Below are 19,296 nucleotides of genomic sequence, written 5' to 3'. Positions count from 1 at the left end.
ACCGTTCGAGACGTTGCCATGCCTTCTTTACCGTGGTCCGAGATCGATACCGTCCTGCTCGACATGGACGGCACGCTGCTGGATCTGCACTTCGACAACCATTTCTGGCTCGAACACCTGCCCCAGCGCTACGCCGAACTGCACGGCATCAGCCGGGCCATGGCCGAGCTGGAATTGCAGCCGTTGTTCGAGCGCCACGCTGGCCAGTTGCAGTGGTACTGCCTGGATTTCTGGAGCGCGGAACTGAAATTGTCGGTGCGCGAACTGAAACAGGAAACTGCCCACTTGATCGCCCTGCGCGCCGATGCCGATACCTTTCTCGGCGCAATCAAACGCGCCGGCAAACGGGTGATCATGATCACCAACGCGCACCGCGATTCGCTGTCGTTGAAACTGGAACGGATCGAACTGGCGCCGTACTTCGAGCGGCTGATCAGCTCGCATGACTACGGTTATCCCAAGGAGAACCCGCAGTTCTGGGATGCCTTGCAGGCGGACATCGGTTTTGACCCGGCGCGCAGCCTGTTTATCGACGACACCTTGCCGATCCTGCGCAGTGCGCGGGATTTTGGCGTGGCGCACTTGCTGGCGGTGAAAGAACCGGACAGCCGCAAAGGGCCGAAGGACACGGCGGAGTTTGCCGCAGTCGAGGATTACCGCGATTTGATTGCAGGGCTTTGACCCCTGTAGGAGCTGCCGCAGGCTGCGATCTTTTGATCTGCTTTTTTTAAAGTCCAAGTCAAAAGATCGCAGCCTTCGGCAGCTCCTACATGACTGCGTTATTTCGGAATGCGCAGTTTTTGTCCCGGATAGATCTTGTTCACATCCTTGAGCATCGGTTTGTTGGCATCGAAGATTTTCTGGTACTGGTTGGCATTGCCATAGACGCGCAGGGAGATCGCACTGAGCGTGTCACCTGCCTTGACCTCGACAAACTCGGCAGCCACGACGACCGGTCCGGTCACCGTGATCTGATCATCGACACTGCCTACGCCCGCAATGTTGCCCACCGCGAGCAGAATCTTTTCCTTCTCTTCCTGGCTCGCCACTTCACCGGTCACCGTCACCTTGTCGCCATCCACGGTCGCCTGCACGTTGGGATTGCCCAACCCGACCTTGCTGATATGTTCCTTCAACTGCTCACTCGCATTGGCATTGCCTGGGGTCAACAGATCAATCAGCTTCTCACCGGCCTCTTTCACAAAGCTCAACAGACTCATAGCGCACACTCCTTGATTTGGGTTCCAGTCGTCCAAGCCTAGACCACCCCGGCCAAACCCGGTTCCAGTCCGACCAATGACGCTGCCGCGCCGCTGGCGGTAGAATCGCCACACCCCGCCAACCGCCCGGAGCGAAGATGGACATCAAGCAACTGAAATTCCTCATCGCCCTCGACGAAACCCGCCATTTCGGCCAGGCCGCCGCGCGCTGCCACATCACCCAGCCGACCCTGTCGATGCGCTTGCGCAGCCTCGAGGAAGAACTCGACCTGCCATTGGTCAATCGCGGCCAGCGCTTCGAAGGCTTCACCGCACCGGGCGAACGCGTGCTGGCGTGGGCGCGTACGGTGCTGGCAGCCTATGACGGCTTGCAGGCGGAAGCGGCGGCCTGTCGCGGCAATCTGATCGGTACGCTGCGCCTGGGCGTGGTGCCGCTGTCGAGTTTCGATCCCTTGCCGCTGATGCAACGACTGCACGCGGCGCACCCGGACCTGCGTTTCGAGCTGTCTTCGCTGAGCTCCGAGCAGGTGCTCGAACACCTGGCGAACAACCGCATCGACATTGGCGTGTCGTATCTGGAGCGTCTGGACAGCGAGCGCTTCGATTCGCTGGCCTTCAACGAGACGCGCATGGGCCTGCTCTATGACGAGCGCTCGTTCAGTTTCGGCGATGAACCCCTGAGCTGGGAATCGCTGATCGAACTGCCGCTGTGCATGCTCACCAGCGGCATGCATTTTCGCCAGTCCATCGACCACAACTTCCACAGCCGTGGCCTGACGCCGCAACCGCTGTTGCAAACCGACGCCGTGCATCAACTGCTGCAAGCAGTCCACGGCGGTTTTTGCTGCGCAATCATGCCCCTCGACGGCGGCGCGGAAACCCTCGCCGATCACCTGCGCCTGCAACCGATCGAAAATGCCCACACCCTCGCCCCGCTGGGCCTGATCATGCGCCGTGGGGCGCCGCGTTCAGCGCTGGCAGAAGCCTGTTTCGCGCTTTATCAGAAATCGTCAAAAGACGCTTGATCGACGGCATCTATCGGTAGATCGGTAATAGCGATTAGACGCGACAACTTGCCGCGCCTAGTCTTGACCTAGATCAAACCGTCGGTGATGCCATGAACGCCAAGCGCCCAGCCTGCGCGGCGCCAGCAATTGAAACGCCCGCGCCAGCCGCCAGCCAGACCTACAGCTACAGCGATCTACCCTTTGAGGCATCGGCCAGCACCGCGCTGGCCGAGGAAGTCGCGTTGGCGATCGCCTACAACGGCATCAGCCAGGCGGTGATGCTGGTGACCCCGACCGATCTGGAAGACTTCATTGTCGGCTTCAGCCTCGGCAGCGGCATCATCGAAGACGCCAGCGATATCTACGATCTGCAACTGACAGGCGCAGGCTCGGCGCAATACGCGCAAGTGACCATTGCCAACCGCGCGTTCTGGAACCTCAAACAGCAGCGTCGGCAGTTGGCCGGCACCAGCGGCTGCGGACTGTGCGGCGTCGAAGCGGTCGAACAGGCACTGCCTGATCTCAAGGTATTGCCGGGCGCAGCCTTGCCACCGATCGAATGGCTCGACGGTTTGCGCCAGCGCATCGGCGCGTTCCAGCCGCTCGGTCAGCACTGCGGCGCGGTGCACGCGGCGGTGTTCATGAACGCCAGTGGTGAACTGCTGCTCGGTCGTGAAGACATCGGTCGGCATAACGCCCTCGACAAGCTGATCGGCGGACTGATCCGCCAGAAGATATCCACAGAGGGCGGGCTGGCGATTGTCACCAGCCGTTGCAGCCTCGAATTGATCCAGAAAGTCTTGCGTGCCGGCATCCAGACCCTGGTCAGCCTGTCGGCGCCTACCGGCCTTGCCGTGCAATGGGCCCGGCGCCACAACCTCAATCTCATCCACCTGCCGCAGAAAAGTGCGCCGCGGGTGTACAGCCCCGCGATGGAGAATCAAGCGTGAGCCAACATCATCAAGCCGACCAGAAACCTGTCCCGCGCTACAAGCCTTACAAAGGTGCCGCCGGCGGCTGGGGCGCCCTGATCAGTGTGGCCCAGGCGTGGCTGACCAGCGACAACGCCCTGAAAAACCTGCGCATGATGCTCAAGACTAACCAGAACGGCGGCTTCGACTGCCCGGGTTGCGCTTGGGGTGATTCGCCGGAGAGCGGCATGGTCAAGTTCTGCGAGAACGGCGCCAAAGCGGTGAACTGGGAAGCGACCAAGCGTCGCGTCGATGCCAAATTCTTCGCCAAGCACAGCGTCACTTCGCTGCTGGAGCAGAGCGATTACTGGCTGGAATATCAGGGTCGCCTGACAGAGCCGATGGTCTACGATGCCGAGTCCGATCGCTACAAGCCGATCAGTTGGGAAGATGCCTTCGCTCTGATCGGCAAGCACCTGCGCAATCTGCCGAGCCCGGATCAGGCAGAGTTCTACACCTCGGGGCGTGCCAGCAACGAAGCGGCGTATCTGTATCAACTGTTCGTGCGGGCTTACGGCACCAACAATTTCCCTGACTGTTCGAACATGTGCCACGAGGCCAGCGGCGTAGCGTTGGCGCAGAGTGTCGGCGTCGGCAAAGGCACAGTGACCTTCGACGACTTCGAACACGCCGACGCGATTTTCGTCTGGGGCCAGAACCCTGGCACCAACCATCCGCGCATGCTCGAACCGTTGCGTGAAGCGGTGAAACGCGGCGCCCAGGTGGTGTGCATCAATCCGCTGAAAGAGCGCGGTCTGGAGCGCTTCCAGCATCCACAGCACCCGATCGAAATGCTCACCAACGGCGACAAGCCGACCAACACTGCGTACTTCCGCCCGGCACTCGGCGGTGACATGGCGGTGCTGCGCGGCATGGCCAAGTTCCTTCTGCAATGGGAACGCGATGCGCAGAAAGCTGGTGAGCCAGCGGTGTTCGATCATGACTTCCTCAATGCCCACAGCGCCAACGTGCTGGAGTACCTCGCCACTGTCGATGACACCTCGTGGGAGCAGATCGTCGAGCAATCGGGGCTGACCCTGGTCGAGATCGGGCAAGCTGCGCGCATGTACGCCAAAGGCAAGAACGTGATCATGTGCTGGGCCATGGGCATCACCCAGCACCGTCATTCGGTGCCGACCATTCAGGAAATCGCCAATCTGATGCTGCTGCGCGGCAATATCGGCAAACCTGGCGCCGGTCTGTGCCCGGTGCGTGGTCACAGCAACGTGCAGGGCGACCGCACCATGGGCATCAACGAGCGTCCACCGGTGGCGTTCCTCGATTCGCTGGAGCGTCGCTTCCAGTTCAAGGTGCCGCGTCATAACGGTCACAACGTGGTCGAGGCAATCCATGCGATGGCCGAAGGTCGCGCCAAGGTGTTCATCGGCTTGGGCGGCAACTTTGCCCAGGCCACGCCGGACAGCTCGCGCACCTTCGAAGCACTGCGCAACTGCGACCTGACAGTGCAGATCAGCACCAAACTCAACCGCAGCCACCTCGCTCACGGTAAAGACGCGCTGATCCTGCCGTGCCTGGGCCGTACCGACATCGACATCCAGACCGAAGGCCCGCAAGCGGTGACCGTGGAAGACTCGTTCAGTATGGTCCACGCTTCCAACGGCCAGTTGCAGCCGCTGTCGAACCAGATGCGCTCGGAGCCGTCGATCATCGCCGGCATCGCTGCCGCGACTTTGGGCAGCCAACCGGTGGACTGGAACTGGCTGGTAGCCGATTACGGGCGCATTCGCGAACTGATCGCCGACACCATCCCGAGTTTCAAAGACTTCAACGACAAGATCAAAAACCCGGGCGGCTTCTATCTGGGCAACTCGGCTGGCGCCCGCAAGTGGAATACGCCATCGGGCCGTGCCAATTTCCGCGCCAACCAGTTGCCGAAAGATCTGGTTCACGAACGCACCCGTGCCACTGGGCAGGTGCCGGATCTGATCCTGCAATCGATGCGTTCCCACGATCAGTACAACACGACGATCTATGGTCTCGACGACCGCTACCGTGGCGTGAAGGGCCAGCGTGACGTGCTGTTCGCCAACGAGGCCGACATCATTCGCCTGGGCTTCCGTCCGGGGCAGAAGGCCGACATCGTGTCGATCTGGGACGACGGTCGCGAGCGTCGGGTGAAAGGTTTTACATTGTTGGCGTTCGATATTCCTGCGGGGCAGGCGGCGGCGTACTATCCGGAGGTCAATCCGCTGGTGCCGCTGGAAAGTACGGGGGATGGCAGCCACACGCCGACGTCGAAGTTCATTGCGATCCGGCTGGAAGCGGCGAGTGAGACTGGGTTGATCATGGCTAAATCCGCTTAACCGCGGAGCCAGATCCGGCCCCTTCGCGAGCAGGCTCGCTCCCACACTTGGAATGCATTTCAAAGGTGGGAGCGAGCCTGCTCGCGAGTGCGATCGACCTGTCAACAGATCTGCCGTGGCAAAGATTTTCGACCGCCCACAAAAAAGGCCGTTTCTGCATGAAAACGGCCTGTCCGAAGTAGCTAAAGACCGGCGAAAATCGGTTAAGTTCCGGTGAAAAAACAGTAACTTGCATTATTGTATACAAGTCGTGTTATTCGTCGGATTTTGATTGTCACGCCCAATGCAGAGCCTCAGGATCGGCGCCGTCATCCCTTTGAGGCTCATCCTCTATGAAGTTCTCCTCGATTCTCTTGTTGTCCCTTGGCCTGGTCAGTGGCTTCGCTTCTGCCGGAGGCACCACCGAAGCAGGTGTGGGCGGCGCATTGGGCGGGGTTCTTGGCTCGGTCGTCGGTCAATCGTTAGGCGGCAATACAGGTTCCACCATCGGCGCAGCCCTGGGCGGCGCGGGTGGTAGTGCGGTCGGTGCAGACAAGCGCAGCCGTGGCGAAGCGGCCATCGGCGGTGCACTGGGTGCAGCCGGCGGTAACGTGGTTGGCCGTAGTCTCGGCGGCACCACCGGCAGCCTGATCGGCTCCGCCGCTGGTGGCGGCGCAGGTGGTGCACTGGGTAACTACATGGGCAACAAGAGTGACGACGATGATCGTCGTTACGACCGTCGCCATGATGACCGTCGCTACTACCGCGACCGTGGTCATCCAGGTCGCGGCCATGCCTACGGCCACCGCAAGCATCACAAGTACTATCGCCACCACTAAGGCGAAGGCTTGAACAAAAAAATCGCAGCTTTTGGGCTGCGATTTTTTTTGCGCGTCTAGACCACCAGCCGCTCCAGCGCCCCGCGCAAACCGGCAGGAATCGGCACCGGCTGATTGCTCGCCCGATCGACAAACACATGCACGAACCGTCCCGCCGCACACGCCTCGCTTTCGCCGACCTTGAACACAGCCAATTCATATTGCACCGAACTGTTGCCCAGCTTGCCGACCCGCAGTCCGATCTCGATCAGATCCGGGAAAGCGATCGAGGCAAAGTAATCGCAGGCGGAACTGACCACGAACCCCACCACTTCGCCGTCATGAATATCCAGGCCACCGACCTGAATCAGGTAGGTATTCACCGCCGTGTCGAAGAAGCTGTAGTAGGTAACGTTGTTGACGTGACCGTAGGCGTCGTTGTCATGCCAGCGTGTGGTGATGGGCTGGAAGTGGGGGTAGTCGCAGCGTTGATTCATGCAGGGTTCTCGCATTCTCTTAATTGAATTTGATCGTGATGACGAACACTTTACCTGTGGGAGCGAGCCCGCTCGCGAAGGCGTCAGCACAGCCGACTGGTGTCAACGATCAGCAAACCCCTTCCCCTGCGCCGCCAGTTCGCCAATCAACCGCGCCGGCTTCCACTGATCGCCCTGGCGTGTCTCCAGCGCCAGCAAGCGCTGATGAATATCCGCTAGCCCCTGCCGATCCGCCCACGCCATCGGCCCACCCTTATCCGCTGGAAAACCATAGCCGTTCAAGTACACCAGATCGATGTCATGGGCCGAGCCGGCAATGCCTTCCTGCAAAATCTTCGCGCCTTCGTTGACCAGAGCCAGCAAACAGCGCTCAACGATTTCTTCGGGACCGATGTCGCGACGCTGGAAACCCAGCTCTTCGCTGACCCGCAGTACCAATGCATCGACCTCAGGATCATGCTCGGCCTGGCGACTGCCCGGCTCATAATGATAATAACCGTTACCGGACTTCTGCCCGAACCGGCCCATCTCGCACAGGCGGTTATCCACCTGAACTTCGGGCGCATCCTGCCCCTTGCCAGCTAGCTCTCGAGCACGCCATTCCAGATCGATGCCAACCACGTCGTACATGCGAAACGGCCCCATGGCGAAGCCGAAGCCTTGCAGCGCGGTATCCACCTGCTGTGGATAAGCGCCTTCGAGAAGCATCTTGCGCGCTTCCAGTACATACGGATGCAGCATGCGGTTGCCGATAAAACCGTGGCAGTTGCCCGACACCACACTGACCTTGCCCATGCGCTTGCCGAGTGCCAGCGCGGCCTCCAGCGCCGCTGGCGAGGTCTGCGCACCGCGCACGATTTCCAGCAATTTCATGATGTGCGCGGGGCTGAAGAAATGCAGACCCAGCACCTGTTCCGGGCGCCGGGTCGCAGCCGCGATGGCGTCGATGTCCAGCGCCGAGGTGTTGCTCGCCAGCAAAGCCTCGGGCTTGAGCAAGCCATCCAGCTCGCGAAAGATCTTCTGCTTCAGTTCAAGGTTTTCGTACACCGCTTCGATCACCAGATCGACATTGCGAATCGATGCGTAATCCGCCGCTGCTGATACGCGAGCAATTCGCGCACCCGCTTCGGCCTGATCGATGCGGCCCTGACGCACGTTGTGTGCATAGGTTTCGGCGACCGTCGTCAGCGCCTGCTCAAGCATCTGTGGATTGTTATCCACCCACTGCACGTTCACGCCAGCATTGGCCAGGCACATGACGATGCCACGGCCCATGGTGCCCGCGCCGATCACGGCAGCTTGCTGGATTTCGAAGGATGTCTGGCTCATGTTGTTCTCTTGTGGGTGGCCCGAAGACAGATTCCAACCTTAGTCAGGCAACGGCGGTTTTTGAAGTTTATTAGCGTGATGATCGACATTCAGCGGATGGATGGAGGCTCTGCCTTGATGACACTTGAAGTAGGAGCTGCCGAAGGCTGCGATCTTTTGATCTTGAAAAAATCAACATCAAAAGATCGCAGCCTTCGGCAGCTCCTACAGGGATCAAAGGTGCTCTTGCGCCCACTCGCGAACCTGCGCGTAGGGGTATTCTTCCAACGCAGCAAAACCCGGTATCGCCCGCGCCTTGAGTTTGGTGAACAACGGCACGCTGATTCCGCACAGGAACCGCGTTAGGCGTTCGGCCGATGGAATACGCCCTGTTTGCTGCTCATGCCTGTGGATAAATTCACCACACAGCTGCGCGAAGTTTTTATCCACAAGCGGCGGCAATGGCGACGGCTCCGGCAACCGCGCGATCTGGCCGTGACATACCGAACAATGGCCACAACGCTCGGGGGCATTGTGGTCACCGAAATACTCGGCCAGGCGATAACCCAGGCAGCGTTCGGTGGCAAACACCTCAAGCATGGCGTGAATCCGCGCCACTTCAGTCTGTTCGTGGCGGGTGAAATACTCGTGCAGCTCAGCGCTCAGGGCGTCGCTGGCAAAATCACTTTGCAGCAGGCTGTAAACCTCGGTCATTTGCTTGCTTTCAAGCTCGACCCAGCCTTTTTCCTGGAAGTAATCAAGCGCTGTCACCACGCGATTGCGCTCGGCGGAATACTGCGAAAACATCGCTTCGAAATCTACTGTGGCCCAGGTGCGTGCTCGCGTGGACGTCCTGATGATCGCCGCAACGAAATCCCTGCGCTCGCCTTCGAAGCGCTGAAGCAATGCTTCAGGCTCAAGCAGATATTTGAAGCGGTATTCAGCGTAATAAGCGTAGCGCGGCGCGATCAGGCCTCGCAGTTCCAGCTGCACCAGCAAAGTCTTCAACGGCAACGAGCGAATGTTGCTCTGATCCGCCAATGGCCCAAGCAAAAACTCCCATTGTCCGTCCGGCACTGAGGCTTTGAGCTCTTCGAGCACATAATGAATCCCGTCGCGTTCGGGCGTATCACCGTAGACGAAATTTTCCAGCACATTGAGGCTGTCGCGGTTGGCCAGTACCAGGCAGTCGGAGAGCTGCCCGTCACGCCCGGCGCGGCCGATTTCCTGGCTGTAGTTTTCGATGGATTTGGGCAGATCGAAATGCACGACGTTGCGGATGTCGCTCTTGTCGATGCCCATGCCGAAGGCAATGGTGGCAACAATGCAATTGGACTGCCCGGCCATGAAGCGGCGTTGAATGTCTTCACGCTGATCGTGGGGCAAACCTGCGTGGTATGCCTCGGCCTGGATTCCGTTGCGTTGAAGATGCTCGGCGATGTGCTCGGCGGTCTTCTGCAACGTCACGTAGACAATGCTCGGTTGCCCGGGACGCGCGCTCATCCATTCGACCAGACGCCGACGCTTGTCCTGACCGCGTACAGGCTCGACCAGCAGGTTGAGGTTAGGCCGGTAAAATCCGGTGGTCACCACATCTGCCGGGGCGATGGCGAATTTGGCCTGCATGTCGGCGATGACTTTTGGTGTCGCCGTGGCGGTGAGCAGCAAAGCCTGCGGAATGTTGAACTGACGCTGGTAGTCGGGCAGTTTCAGATAGTCCGGCCGAAAGTTGTGGCCCCATTCGGAAATGCAGTGCGCCTCGTCGACCACCAGCAACGAGATCGGCACCTGCTGCAGGAAATTGCGGAAGCGCTCGTTCTTCAACCGCTCGACGGAGATCATCAGAATCTTCAGCTCGCCCGAACGCGCACGGGCCATGACGTCGTTGGCATCCTCGCGGCTCTGCGCCGAATCGATACTGCCTGCCGAGATGCCGCGGGACTTGAGAAACGCCAGTTGATCCTGCATCAACGCCAGCAACGGCGAGACCACCAATGTCAGGTGTGGCAGTAAAAGTGCCGGCAGTTGGTAGCAAAGCGATTTGCCGGAGCCGGTGGGAAAGATCGCCGCCGCCGAACGCCCCGCCAGCACCGCGCTGACAGCGGCCTCCTGACCGGGGCGAAACTGTGGATAACCAAAAACCTGTTCCAGGGTGTGGTGCATTTACTGTCACTCCTTTGACTGCTGCCATGCCCAAAGCCTAGCGGGCGATCGCAGCGAGTCGAGAAAAGGTCGGGGTTGAATCGATACTGAATGATACATGGGAAGCGAAAACCAAGCGTTTAACAATCGAAGCGCCTCGACATACTTTCGAAAAGCTCAGCTACATATATATAACAAACTTCACATTACAAACACAGATACAACAGCGCCCTTTATTTTTTACACCACCTAAAACTAACTTGACTGCTCTTATACATATGCAAGAGCAACGAAATGACAACTTTAACAATATTTTTCTGCGGCACCGGCTCCAACAAATTTGATGACAAACATAAAAGCTTCTGGGACGGCGAAATCGTTTCTACGCTCGCTGCACACCACAGCGGACGCGAATTTGCCGAGTGGATCGTCGTCGATGGCCCTGGCAGCGGCAATCTGCAAGCCGACGACCTGTTCACCAAGACCTCTGAATACGGCCTTTCCGGCACCCTGTTCGGCAAAGGCTGGGATGAAAACGTGCAGCACGCTGTGAACATTATCAAAGGCAAATGCGACTGGCAGCGTAAACAACTGACCGAGTTAGAATATAACCGTCTGAAAGCCGCAGGCATTCCTATTGAAGATGTAAAAGTGGAGGGCTCCTGGTTCTGGCGCCAGTATAACTATGGCGATCGCAGTATCACGCAACAGAAGTTGCAGGAACAAATCATCAAGACTTTCCGCAAGGACGGCGTTATTCCTGCGCGAGTCAATCTGGTCGGCTGGAGCCGTGGCGGTATCAGTTGCCACATGCTCGCCAATGCGATGTTCCAGGACGCTGCACTCAAACATATTCCGGTGAATATATTTGCGATTGATCCAGTCCCGGGCATCGGCAACTTCCAGGAAAACCGCGTCAAACTTCAATCCAACGTCAAGGAATACATCGCCTTCTATGCCCGCGACGAGCGCTCAAAAGGCTTCAGCTGCGTGATCCCGCAAACCGCTACCGGCACCAAAACCTCGATCTATCCAATGGCCGGTCGCCACGCCACCCTCGCCGGCAACGCCACGGCCCTCGGCGGCGATCCCACCAACAGCAGCGACCTCAAGGCGCTGATCGAGCCCGGCCGCATCGTTCGCCATCTGGCGGAAATCTGCCTCAAGCGTTGGGGCGTGCCACTGAGCAAAACGCTCAATCTGAGCGATGCCGACCTGCTGCGCTTCACCGGCACCATCGTCAGCGACGAAGCCCGCTACAAGAAGATGCACAGCCAGTCCTACACCTATTTCACCGAACAGGACAAAGGCGAGCGCTATGTCTCGCTGGGCAGCAAAGGCGTGCCGTTCTCGGCAGTCAAAGGCACGATCTACCGGCCGGCAACAGGACTGACCACAAGCCTGCTGGATATTTCTGGCTACCAACATTTGCGTTGAAAAGCGTTTAAGAATCGGTAGCAACGTCTGGCGAATTGTTCGTCCCGTTCCTACTTCACGCAATGCCTTGTCGGCTATCGCGAGCGGGTGGTGCGAACCTATAGTCGTGGGTGTCGCTGCTTTGGCAGCGACACCCACATCACCCACGCCCTGTACCTGCTGACACAGGACGGCTGGGACCTGCTGCAAGTCAGATGCCCCCGGCCAAGTAACAAACGAAACATCATCGCTGCACACGCCGTGTCCAGCACCAGGAGTCAAAATTTGCAAACTACTATTGATTGCGTACGATGGGAGCCATTACTCAGCGAAGGGCTCGCATTTATGGCCAGCACTGAAATCATCGATCACAGCGCCCTCGTTCGCTTGGTCGAAAACGGTTCTGTGAGCGGCACAATTATCGTCGCGAAACCAGGAGGCTGGTCGGTCGAGATTCGGCAAGGCAGCCGCAAATGCGCGCTGACAGCACAACGCAGTGGTCAGGTGCGCCTGTTCAAGAGGCTGGAGACGCTTGTGACCTATCTGCAGGGCTTGGGCATCAGCCAATTCAACGTGGATGCCTCCGGCTATGACCCGCTGCAACTGAAAACCTACGCCAGGCCTGATCGCTCTGAAGCGTTGAAACAAACCCATGAAGCGGCCGCTTATGAGGAATGGTTCAAGCGACAGGTGCAGATCAGCATCGATGATCCAAGGCCAAGTATCAGCGATGAAGATGCTCGCCGAATATTCGCCGCCAAGCGTGATGCCCTGCGTCAACGAGGGCGCTGATGAGGTTGGTCTGGCGCCCGGAAGCGCTTGCTGACCGAGACCGGATAATGGACCGAATCGGTCAGGACAACCCAGACGCTGCTGCGGATCTCGATGAAATGTTCGAATCAAAAGGGGAAATAGCAAGACAGCGCCCAACCTTGTACCGAAAGGGCAGGGTCCTCGGAACACGTGAAATCGTTGCGGCCGCCAACTACGTCATCGTCTACGCAATCAAAAAAGACCGGGTGGAAGTGCTGCGTGTCATGCATGCACGGCAGCAATGGCCTTAATTAGAGGATCATGTTGCAGTACTGTTGAGTGGCATTACTCTGGCCGTATCAGGCCAAAAATGAATGAATACTGCTACATGGCAAGTGACGAACCGCCGTTGAGATGAGCTTACCCAAATCTTCGCCCATGAAAAAACCGCCCCAAAGGGCGGTTTTTTATTCACTGCAAACTACTACTTACAACTTCGGCCCAGCCGCCTTGATCGCGTCGCTCACTTCGAACTTCTTGAAGTTCTCGATGAACAGACCGGCCAGTGCTTTCGCTGCCTCGTCGTACGCCGCCTTGTCAGCCCAGGTGTTGCGTGGGTTGAGCAGGTTGGTGTCGACGCCTGGTACGGCCAGAGGCACGTCGAGGTTGATGGTGTCCAGGTGCTCGGTGGCAGCACCGATCAGAGCGCCGCTCTGGATCGCTGCGATCACCGCGCGGGTGGTCGGGATGTTGAAGCGTTGGCCGACGCCGTAGCCGCCGCCGGTCCAGCCGGTGTTGACCAGGTAGACCTTGGAGCCGAAGCCGCGGATGCGCTTGATCAGCAGTTCGGCGTATTCGCCAGCCGGACGCGGGAAGAACGGTGCGCCGAAGCAGGTGGAGAAGGTCGACTTGATGCCGCTGCCCGAACCCATTTCAGTCGAGCCCACCAGTGCGGTGTAGCCGGAAAGGAAATGGTAGGCCGCTTGCTCTTCGTTGAGGATCGACACTGGCGGCAGTACGCCGGTCAGGTCGCAGGTCAGGAAGATCACCGCGTTTGGCTCGCCACCCAGGTTCTTCTCGGAACGCTTGGCAACGTGCTCCAGCGGGTAGGCGGCGCGGCTGTTCTGGGTCAGGCTGACATCGGCATAATCGGCGTGCTTGGCGTCGTCGATGACGACGTTTTCCAGCACCGCGCCGTGCTTGATGGCTTTCCAGATAACCGGCTCGTTCTTCTCGGAGAGGTCGATGCACTTGGCATAGCAACCGCCTTCGATGTTGAACACCACGCCTTCGCCCCAGCCGTGTTCGTCGTCACCGATCAGGTAACGGCTTTCGTCGGCCGACAGGGTGGTTTTACCGGTGCCCGACAGACCGAAGAACAGGGTCACGTCACCGTCTTCGCCGATGTTGGCAGCGCAGTGCATTGGCAGCACGTCAGCGGCCGGCAGCAGGAAGTTCTGCACCGAGAACATGGCTTTCTTCATCTCGCCGGCGTAACGCATGCCAGCGATCAGCACTTTCTTCTGCGCGAAGTTGATGATCACGCAACCGTCGGAGTTGGTGCCGTCACGCTCAGGCACGCACTCGAAGTTGGCAACGTTGAGCACTTGCCATTCTTCACGGCCAGCCGGGTTGTACTGGGCCGGGTTGATGAACAGGCAACGACCGAACAGGTTCTGCCAGGCAGTCTGTGTGGTCATTTTCACGGCCAGGTAGTGATCTTCCGCCGCGCCTACATGCACGTGGGAAACGAAGTGCTCTTGCGCGTTGTTGAAGGCCTCGACGCGAGCCCACAGGGCATCGAACTTGTCGGCCGGGAACTTGCGGTTGATCGGGCCCCAGGCAATAGCGGCCTGGGTGGAAGGCTCTTCAACGATGAAACGGTCGACTGGCGAGCGGCCGGTGCGGTGACCGGTGCGAACAACCAGAGCGCCGGTATCGGCAAGCTCGCCTTCACCGCGATTCAGGGCTTCTTTTACCAGATCATCAACACTCAGATCGGTGTACACGGCGTTATTGGCTTGCGTCATGAGGTTCCCCGTCGGCCAGTGGCCGAGTGTGCTCCAAACGTTTTGTAGTAGAAAGTCGTGCACTACTACCGCGAAAAAAGTGGGCCGGATTATGCCAGAAAAGCCCAAAAAGAGTAGGGTCCTCCCGTCGTAACGGCGATATTCCGTCATTACGCAGTGAATTTACCTGCGCTGAACCGTTTTAGTGACGGGTATCTGACGGCGTATCGACGCCCGCGCCAGCGAACAATTGAGCAATATCGGCCGCGTCGAACAGGTACTGCTGATTGCAGAACTGGCAATCTATCTCGACTTTGCCGCCCTGCTCGGCGGCCAGCGCCAGCGCATCTTCCAGCCCAAGACTGACCAGCGCATTGCCGGAGCGTTCCCGCGAGCAGCTGCAACTGAAGCGCAGATGCTGCACATCAAACAGACGTACCTGCTCTTCGTGGTACAGGCGATGCAGCACGGTTTCGTTGTCGAGGCTGAGCAATTCATCGGCGCTCAGAGTGCTGGCCAACGCGGTGAGATGCTGCCAGCTGGCGGCGCGGTCCTCTTCGTCTTTCAAGCGATCGGCGGGGAGTTGTTGCAGCAACATGCCACGGGCACGACGACCGTCGGCGAAGAGCTTGAAGCGCGTGCCAACCTGCTGCGACATGACGAAATAGTTGGTGAAACAGTCCGACAGGGTTTCGCCGTCAAGATCAACAATGCCCTGATAGCGCTGACCAACAGTCGGGTCGACGGTCAGGGCCAGAACACCGTTCGGCATCAAGTCGGCAAGGGTCGCGTCTGCCGCGATCTGCTCGGCGTTGTAACGCGCCAGACCACGGATCTCACGCTCGCTGGAGCACTCGATCATCAGCAGCGGAATCGGCCCTTCCGAGCGCGCCTGCAAAATCAGCAAGCCATCGAACTTGAGCGTGCCGACCAGTAACGACGCGGCCGCCATCAGTTCGCCGAGCAACTGCGCGACCGGCTCCGGGTACGGGTGTTTGGCGAGGACTTCGGCGTAGCTGCGCTCCAGCGCTACCAGTTCGCCGCGAGTGTCGCTGTCATCGAAGATGAAGCGTTGAGTGAAATCGGTATCCGCTAGGTCGGTCATAGGTCTGGGTATCTGAATGTGATGACAAAATGGTTACAAAACGTGAAAATTTGCGCTTGCTGGCACTTTTTTTGGTGCCGGCGCTTTTTCGCCATGGGAGGCATTTTATGAACAATCCGGGTTTGTTCCAATCAAGGTGGAACCTCGGCCGGCTGGTTCTGTGTAACGTAGTGCCGCTGGCGCTACTGGCTTTCTGGTTATGGCCTACCGGTCAGATGCTGTGTGTGATTTTCGACGAGTGGCTGTTCCGCTCGTTGAATGCGCCGCTGGCCAGCAACCCGATATGGCTCCACATCTGGGCAATTGCAAGTCTGCGCCCGTTCGACATCGTCGTCGGACTGATTCTGCTGACGCTGCTGATCAAGGGCGATTGGGTTTTCAGGGCGATCGACGTGCGTCGCGCGTTCTTCGGTTTTTTCTCGATCCTGCTGCTGATGGTGGTGATCCGCGCGCTGTTTTCCAAATTCGCCGATCACATGGGCTGGCAGCACAGCAGCCCGTCAATGGTGCTTGAGGGCGCCGTGCACATCAGCGATTACTTTCCGCACCTGGAAAAAACCTGGGAGCTGAAGGACCGTTCCGGCCAGAGTTTCCCCGGTGATCATGCCTCGGTGTTGTTGATCTGGGCGTTGTTCATGGGCGTGTTCAGCCGCACCGTCGGACAATTTCTAACGGTCTGGGGTCTGGCCGTATTGTTCATGTTGCCGCGTCTGGTGGCCGGCGCGCATTGGGGTCAGGACGACTACATCGGCGGCTTGCTGCTGGCGGTGTGGGCGTTGGGCTGGGGTTACTACACGCCGTTTGCCTATCACGCGTCGAACTTCTGGTTGAAGCTGACCGCGCCGATTTTCGCGTTGCTGGGCAAGCTGCCGATGGTGTCGCGGATGAGTGTGGTGCGTAGCGCCTGATACCGCGTCGTACTCGATTCGCGAGCAGGCTCGCTGCCACAGACGACTCGATCGAATGTGGGAGCGAGCCTGCTCGCGAAGAGGCCGGCACAACGTTTCAATCTTCGTTGCTGCTACCGCGAAACTTGAACAGATCCCGCCGCTGCTTCTTGCTCGGCTTGCCATCGGTGCTCACGCCCAACGAGCCCGCCTTGCGCATCGCCGCAGCCGCTTCACGCTTGGCGACACTCGCTTCGGTCTCCGCGTACAAGGTTTGCGCCTCGGGTGCGCCACGACGCACGATCGACAATGCCTCGACCCTCACCGTGCGCACTTCGAAGCCGGTGCGAATCTCGAACTCATCACCAATGCGCGGCTCCTTGCCCGGCTTGCAGCGCTCGCCACGACAATGCACCTTGCCGCTTTCGATTGCTGCTTTGGCCAGAGCACGCGTCTTGTAGAAACGCGCCGCCCATAACCACTTATCGAGACGGACCTTGTCGTCCTCCTCCTGCTTCTGTCCCATATGAATTCCTCGCTCAGCCAGTAGTCGGAACTGTACTACCGTTTCTGTCGGGCGCAAGAACTCGGCCCTCCAGATTGACTGTGATCTTCGCCGCCCGACCGGCCTGGAGTGACCGCGTGACTAAATTTCCAACTTCGTTGACCTCACCCAGGGGCGGTTGCCAGGGCTGCCAGCAAAGCGAACCGCTGGATTTCGATTTTGCCTTCGCCTACCAGCCGATTGTCGACCTGCGCGATCAATCGGTATTTGCCCACGAAGCGCTAGTGCGAGGCGTGTCAGGGGAAGGTGCACTGTCGGTGTTAAATCAGGTTACAGAAGACAACCGCTACCGTTTCGACCAGCTCTGCCGGACCCGCGCCATCGAAGGCGCAGCGAGCCTTAATATGCAGACACACTTGTCGATCAACTTTTTGCCCAACGCCGTCTACCGTCCAGAGCTATGCATTCGCAGCACACTGGAGGCCGCACGCAAACACAACTTTCCGATCGACCGACTGATTTTCGAAACTCTGGAAATCGAGCACGTAGATAATTATCGCCATTTGACCAATATTCTGCGTGAATACCGCGAATTCGGCTTCAAGACCGCCATCGACGATTTTGGTGCCGGCTATTCGGGGCTCAATCTGTTGGCTGATTTCCAACCGGATCTGATCAAACTCGACATGGCGCTGATCCGCGATGTTGACCAGGACCGTGTCCGTCAGGTGATCGTTCGGGGGATTGTCACAATGTGTGCGGAGTTGGACGTTACAGTCATTGCCGAAGGCATAGAAAGCGCCGGGGAACGGGATTTCCTCGCGGACTGTGGAATATTCCTGATGCAGGGCTACTGGTTCGCCAGACCTGCGTTCAAAGCGTTGGCCCAGGTGCCGGACGGGGCCTGGAAGCGTTAACCCTTGGTTTTTTTCTTTGAAGACATTTGATCATTTGACCGTTGTCGGTCTGCGCGAGTGGGTGGCGCTCCCGGGTTTGGGAGTTGCGGGCCTGCGCGCAAAAATCGACACCGGCGCCAGCACCTCCAGCCTGCACGCCACCGACATCGAGCCTTTCGAACGCGACGGCGAGAAATGGGTGCGCTTCACTGCGCATCTCGGCACGGTGGTGCAGTTGCGTCACCGGCGCTGCGAAGCGCCGCTGGTCACGCGCAAAACCATCAAGAGTTCCAACGGCCATGCGCAGGTGCGCTATGTGATCAGCACCACGCTGGCCCTGGGTGATCGGGTCTGGCCGGTGGAGTTCACTCTGGCCTGCCGCAAGTCCATGCGCTATCGCCTGCTGCTCGGTTCCAAAGCCCTGATCGATGGCCAGTTGGTGGTCAATCCGGGCATCAAATATGTACAAGACAAGCCGGTGTTCCCGGTATCTACCTCCTCCACAGGTGTTGCATGAAGATCGCTGTGCTGTCGCGTAATCCGCGTCTGTATTCCACCCGCCGTCTGGTCGAAGCCGGAATCGAGCGCGGGCATGAAATGGTGGTGATCGACACCTTGCGCGCCTACATGAATATTGCCAGCCACAAGCCGCAGATCCATTACCGCGGCAAACCGCTGGAAGGTTTTGACGCGGTGATCCCGCGGATCGGCGCATCGGTGACGTTCTACGGCTGCGCGGTGTTGCGTCAGTTCGAAATGATGGGCGTGTTCCCGCTCAACGAGTCTGTGGCCATTGCCCGTTCGCGGGACAAATTGCGTTCGCTGCAACTGCTGTCGCGGCGCGGAATCGGTTTGCCGGTCACCGGTTTTGCCCACTCGCCTGACGACATTCCCGACCTGATCGCCATGGTCAACGGTGCACCGCTGGTGATCAAGGTACTGGAAGGCACCCAGGGCATCGGCGTGGTGCTGTGCGAAACAGCCACGGCGGCAGAGTCGGTGATCGAAGCGTTCATGGGTCTCAAGCAGAACATCATGGTCCAGGAATACATCAAGGAAGCCGGCGGCGCGGATATCCGCTGCTTCGTGGTCGGCGACAAGGTGATCGCCGCAATGAAGCGCCAGGCCAAACCGGGCGAGTTTCGTTCCAACCTGCATCGCGGCGGCAGCGCCAGCCTGATCAAGATCACCCCGGAAGAACGCATGACCGCGTTACGCGCTGCCAAGGTCATGGGCCTGGCGGTGGCGGGTGTGGATATCCTGCGCTCCAATCACGGTCCGCTGGTGATGGAAGTGAATTCGTCGCCGGGACTGGAAGGCATCGAGACCACTACGGGCAAGAATGTCGCCGGAATCATCATCGAGCATCTGGAAAAGAATGGCGGGCCGAATATGACCCGCACCAAGGGCAAGGGCTAAAGCAAAAGATCGCAGCCTTCGGCAGCTCCTACAGGGGAAT

At 58.9% G+C, this 19,296-nt stretch carries 19 protein-coding genes; 12 read left to right on the top strand and 7 right to left on the bottom strand.

Annotated features, from left to right (window positions below):
- Positions 1–18 precede the first annotated feature (18 nt).
- Complete coding sequence (gene yrfG / locus AB4N85_RS23175) at positions 19–681, top strand: GMP/IMP nucleotidase (protein WP_095181091.1); 663 nt, start codon at positions 19–21, stop codon at positions 679–681.
- Between the two features lie 98 nt (positions 682–779).
- Here the strand turns inward: yrfG and lysM are convergent, their stop codons facing one another.
- Entirely contained in the window at positions 780–1,220 is a 441-nt protein-coding gene (lysM, locus tag AB4N85_RS23170) for a peptidoglycan-binding protein LysM (RefSeq protein ID WP_123585632.1), read from the bottom strand.
- Positions 1,221–1,357: 137 nt separating this feature from the next.
- On the opposite strand from lysM, the gene AB4N85_RS23165 reads away from it, so the two are divergent.
- From AB4N85_RS23165 to AB4N85_RS23150, 4 genes are all read left to right on the top strand, one after another.
- Positions 1,358–2,245: a LysR family transcriptional regulator gene (locus tag AB4N85_RS23165; protein WP_252868618.1), complete on the top strand. Its 888-nt coding sequence runs from the start codon at positions 1,358–1,360 to the stop codon at positions 2,243–2,245.
- Between the two features lie 92 nt (positions 2,246–2,337).
- Positions 2,338–3,177 carry a formate dehydrogenase accessory sulfurtransferase FdhD gene (gene fdhD / locus AB4N85_RS23160; protein WP_016772170.1) on the top strand — a complete coding sequence of 280 codons (840 nt, stop codon included), beginning with the start codon at positions 2,338–2,340 and terminating at the stop codon, positions 3,175–3,177.
- Entirely contained in the window at positions 3,174–5,522 is a 2,349-nt protein-coding gene (locus tag AB4N85_RS23155; protein ID WP_252868617.1) for an FdhF/YdeP family oxidoreductase, read from the top strand. The genes fdhD and AB4N85_RS23155 overlap by 4 nt, the downstream gene beginning before the upstream one ends.
- Before the next feature lie 332 nt (positions 5,523–5,854).
- Positions 5,855–6,340, top strand: coding sequence for a glycine zipper domain-containing protein (locus tag AB4N85_RS23150; protein WP_039756448.1), 486 nt, complete (start codon positions 5,855–5,857; stop codon positions 6,338–6,340).
- Positions 6,341–6,396: 56 nt separating this feature from the next.
- Here AB4N85_RS23150 and AB4N85_RS23145 read toward each other — a convergent pair whose 3' ends face one another.
- From AB4N85_RS23145 to AB4N85_RS23135, 3 genes are all read right to left on the bottom strand, one after another.
- The gene (locus AB4N85_RS23145; protein WP_071174077.1) at positions 6,397–6,816 is read right to left on the bottom strand and encodes an acyl-CoA thioesterase; all 420 of its coding nucleotides are present in this window, start codon (positions 6,814–6,816) and stop codon (positions 6,397–6,399) included.
- Positions 6,817–6,918: 102 nt separating this feature from the next.
- Complete coding sequence (locus AB4N85_RS23140) at positions 6,919–8,145, bottom strand: 3-hydroxyacyl-CoA dehydrogenase (RefSeq protein ID WP_252868615.1); 1,227 nt, start codon at positions 8,143–8,145, stop codon at positions 6,919–6,921.
- Between the two features lie 213 nt (positions 8,146–8,358).
- Positions 8,359–10,287 (bottom strand): RecQ family ATP-dependent DNA helicase, encoded by a 1,929-nt coding sequence (locus AB4N85_RS23135; RefSeq protein WP_252868614.1) that lies wholly within the window; start codon positions 10,285–10,287, stop codon positions 8,359–8,361.
- Positions 10,288–10,560: 273 nt separating this feature from the next.
- Between AB4N85_RS23135 and AB4N85_RS23130 the strand changes: the two genes are divergently transcribed.
- The 3 genes from AB4N85_RS23130 to AB4N85_RS23120 all read left to right on the top strand — a co-directional run bounded on the left by AB4N85_RS23130 (position 10,561) and on the right by AB4N85_RS23120 (position 12,746).
- A complete protein-coding gene (locus AB4N85_RS23130) occupies positions 10,561–11,703 on the top strand; it encodes a lipase family protein (protein WP_150741777.1) in 1,143 nt (380 codons plus the stop codon).
- 324 nt (positions 11,704–12,027) lie between these two features.
- The gene (locus tag AB4N85_RS23125) at positions 12,028–12,474 is read left to right on the top strand and encodes an antitoxin PaaA2 family protein (protein WP_252868613.1); all 447 of its coding nucleotides are present in this window, start codon (positions 12,028–12,030) and stop codon (positions 12,472–12,474) included.
- Entirely contained in the window at positions 12,474–12,746 is a 273-nt protein-coding gene (locus AB4N85_RS23120) for a type II toxin-antitoxin system RelE/ParE family toxin (RefSeq protein ID WP_056787114.1), read from the top strand. Before AB4N85_RS23125 ends, AB4N85_RS23120 begins: the two co-directional genes overlap by 1 nt.
- Before the next feature lie 177 nt (positions 12,747–12,923).
- Here the strand turns inward: AB4N85_RS23120 and AB4N85_RS23115 are convergent, their stop codons facing one another.
- Positions 12,924–14,465 (bottom strand): phosphoenolpyruvate carboxykinase, encoded by a 1,542-nt coding sequence (locus AB4N85_RS23115; RefSeq protein WP_016772179.1) that lies wholly within the window; start codon positions 14,463–14,465, stop codon positions 12,924–12,926.
- 181 nt (positions 14,466–14,646) lie between these two features.
- Positions 14,647–15,549 carry an Hsp33 family molecular chaperone HslO gene (gene hslO / locus AB4N85_RS23110; protein WP_252868612.1) on the bottom strand — a complete coding sequence of 301 codons (903 nt, stop codon included), beginning with the start codon at positions 15,547–15,549 and terminating at the stop codon, positions 14,647–14,649.
- Positions 15,550–15,656: 107 nt separating this feature from the next.
- Here hslO and AB4N85_RS23105 point away from each other — a divergent pair, with 107 nt between their 5' ends.
- On the top strand, positions 15,657–16,457 hold the full coding sequence (locus AB4N85_RS23105; protein ID WP_252868611.1) for a phosphatase PAP2 family protein: 801 nt from the start codon (positions 15,657–15,659) through the stop codon (positions 16,455–16,457).
- Positions 16,458–16,554: 97 nt separating this feature from the next.
- On the opposite strand, the gene AB4N85_RS23100 is transcribed toward AB4N85_RS23105, so the two are convergent.
- The gene (locus tag AB4N85_RS23100; protein WP_016772182.1) at positions 16,555–16,962 is read right to left on the bottom strand and encodes an RNA-binding S4 domain-containing protein; all 408 of its coding nucleotides are present in this window, start codon (positions 16,960–16,962) and stop codon (positions 16,555–16,557) included.
- Positions 16,963–17,078: 116 nt separating this feature from the next.
- Between AB4N85_RS23100 and rimA the strand changes: the two genes are divergently transcribed.
- From rimA to rimK, 3 genes are read left to right on the top strand one after another with little or no spacing between them, the layout of a single operon-like run.
- On the top strand, positions 17,079–17,858 hold the full coding sequence (gene rimA, locus AB4N85_RS23095) for a S6 modification regulatory phosphodiesterase RimA (RefSeq protein WP_150638092.1): 780 nt from the start codon (positions 17,079–17,081) through the stop codon (positions 17,856–17,858).
- A 16-nt stretch (positions 17,859–17,874) separates the two neighbouring features.
- On the top strand, positions 17,875–18,354 hold the full coding sequence (gene rimB, locus AB4N85_RS23090; protein WP_016772184.1) for a retropepsin-like aspartic endopeptidase RimB: 480 nt from the start codon (positions 17,875–17,877) through the stop codon (positions 18,352–18,354).
- Positions 18,351–19,256 carry a 30S ribosomal protein S6--L-glutamate ligase gene (gene rimK, locus AB4N85_RS23085; RefSeq protein ID WP_024011184.1) on the top strand — a complete coding sequence of 302 codons (906 nt, stop codon included), beginning with the start codon at positions 18,351–18,353 and terminating at the stop codon, positions 19,254–19,256. Before rimB ends, rimK begins: the two co-directional genes overlap by 4 nt.
- Positions 19,257–19,296 lie beyond the last annotated feature (40 nt).

It is taken from the genome of Pseudomonas sp. H1_G08, from assembly GCF_054681355.1.
Note: the sequence above shows the minus strand (reverse complement) of the source record. Positions and strands in the feature narration are given on the sequence as shown.

Coding starts and splice junctions, on each gene's coding strand:
- AB4N85_RS23115 (WP_016772179.1), bottom strand. CDS start 14,465: ATGACGCAAGCCAATAACGCCGTGTACACCGATCTGAGTGTTGATGAT.
- yrfG (WP_095181091.1), top strand. CDS start 19: ATGCCTTCTTTACCGTGGTCCGAGATCGATACCGTCCTGCTCGACATG.
- AB4N85_RS23150 (WP_039756448.1), top strand. CDS start 5,855: ATGAAGTTCTCCTCGATTCTCTTGTTGTCCCTTGGCCTGGTCAGTGGC.
- AB4N85_RS23100 (WP_016772182.1), bottom strand. CDS start 16,962: ATGGGACAGAAGCAGGAGGAGGACGACAAGGTCCGTCTCGATAAGTGG.
- AB4N85_RS23135 (WP_252868614.1), bottom strand. CDS start 10,287: ATGCACCACACCCTGGAACAGGTTTTTGGTTATCCACAGTTTCGCCCC.
- lysM (WP_123585632.1), bottom strand. CDS start 1,220: ATGAGTCTGTTGAGCTTTGTGAAAGAGGCCGGTGAGAAGCTGATTGAT.
- AB4N85_RS23165 (WP_252868618.1), top strand. CDS start 1,358: ATGGACATCAAGCAACTGAAATTCCTCATCGCCCTCGACGAAACCCGC.
- rimK (WP_024011184.1), top strand. CDS start 18,351: ATGAAGATCGCTGTGCTGTCGCGTAATCCGCGTCTGTATTCCACCCGC.
- AB4N85_RS23105 (WP_252868611.1), top strand. CDS start 15,657: ATGAACAATCCGGGTTTGTTCCAATCAAGGTGGAACCTCGGCCGGCTG.
- hslO (WP_252868612.1), bottom strand. CDS start 15,549: ATGACCGACCTAGCGGATACCGATTTCACTCAACGCTTCATCTTCGAT.
- AB4N85_RS23120 (WP_056787114.1), top strand. CDS start 12,474: ATGAGGTTGGTCTGGCGCCCGGAAGCGCTTGCTGACCGAGACCGGATA.
- fdhD (WP_016772170.1), top strand. CDS start 2,338: ATGAACGCCAAGCGCCCAGCCTGCGCGGCGCCAGCAATTGAAACGCCC.
- AB4N85_RS23145 (WP_071174077.1), bottom strand. CDS start 6,816: ATGAATCAACGCTGCGACTACCCCCACTTCCAGCCCATCACCACACGC.
- AB4N85_RS23140 (WP_252868615.1), bottom strand. CDS start 8,145: ATGAGCCAGACATCCTTCGAAATCCAGCAAGCTGCCGTGATCGGCGCG.
- AB4N85_RS23130 (WP_150741777.1), top strand. CDS start 10,561: ATGACAACTTTAACAATATTTTTCTGCGGCACCGGCTCCAACAAATTT.
- AB4N85_RS23125 (WP_252868613.1), top strand. CDS start 12,028: ATGGCCAGCACTGAAATCATCGATCACAGCGCCCTCGTTCGCTTGGTC.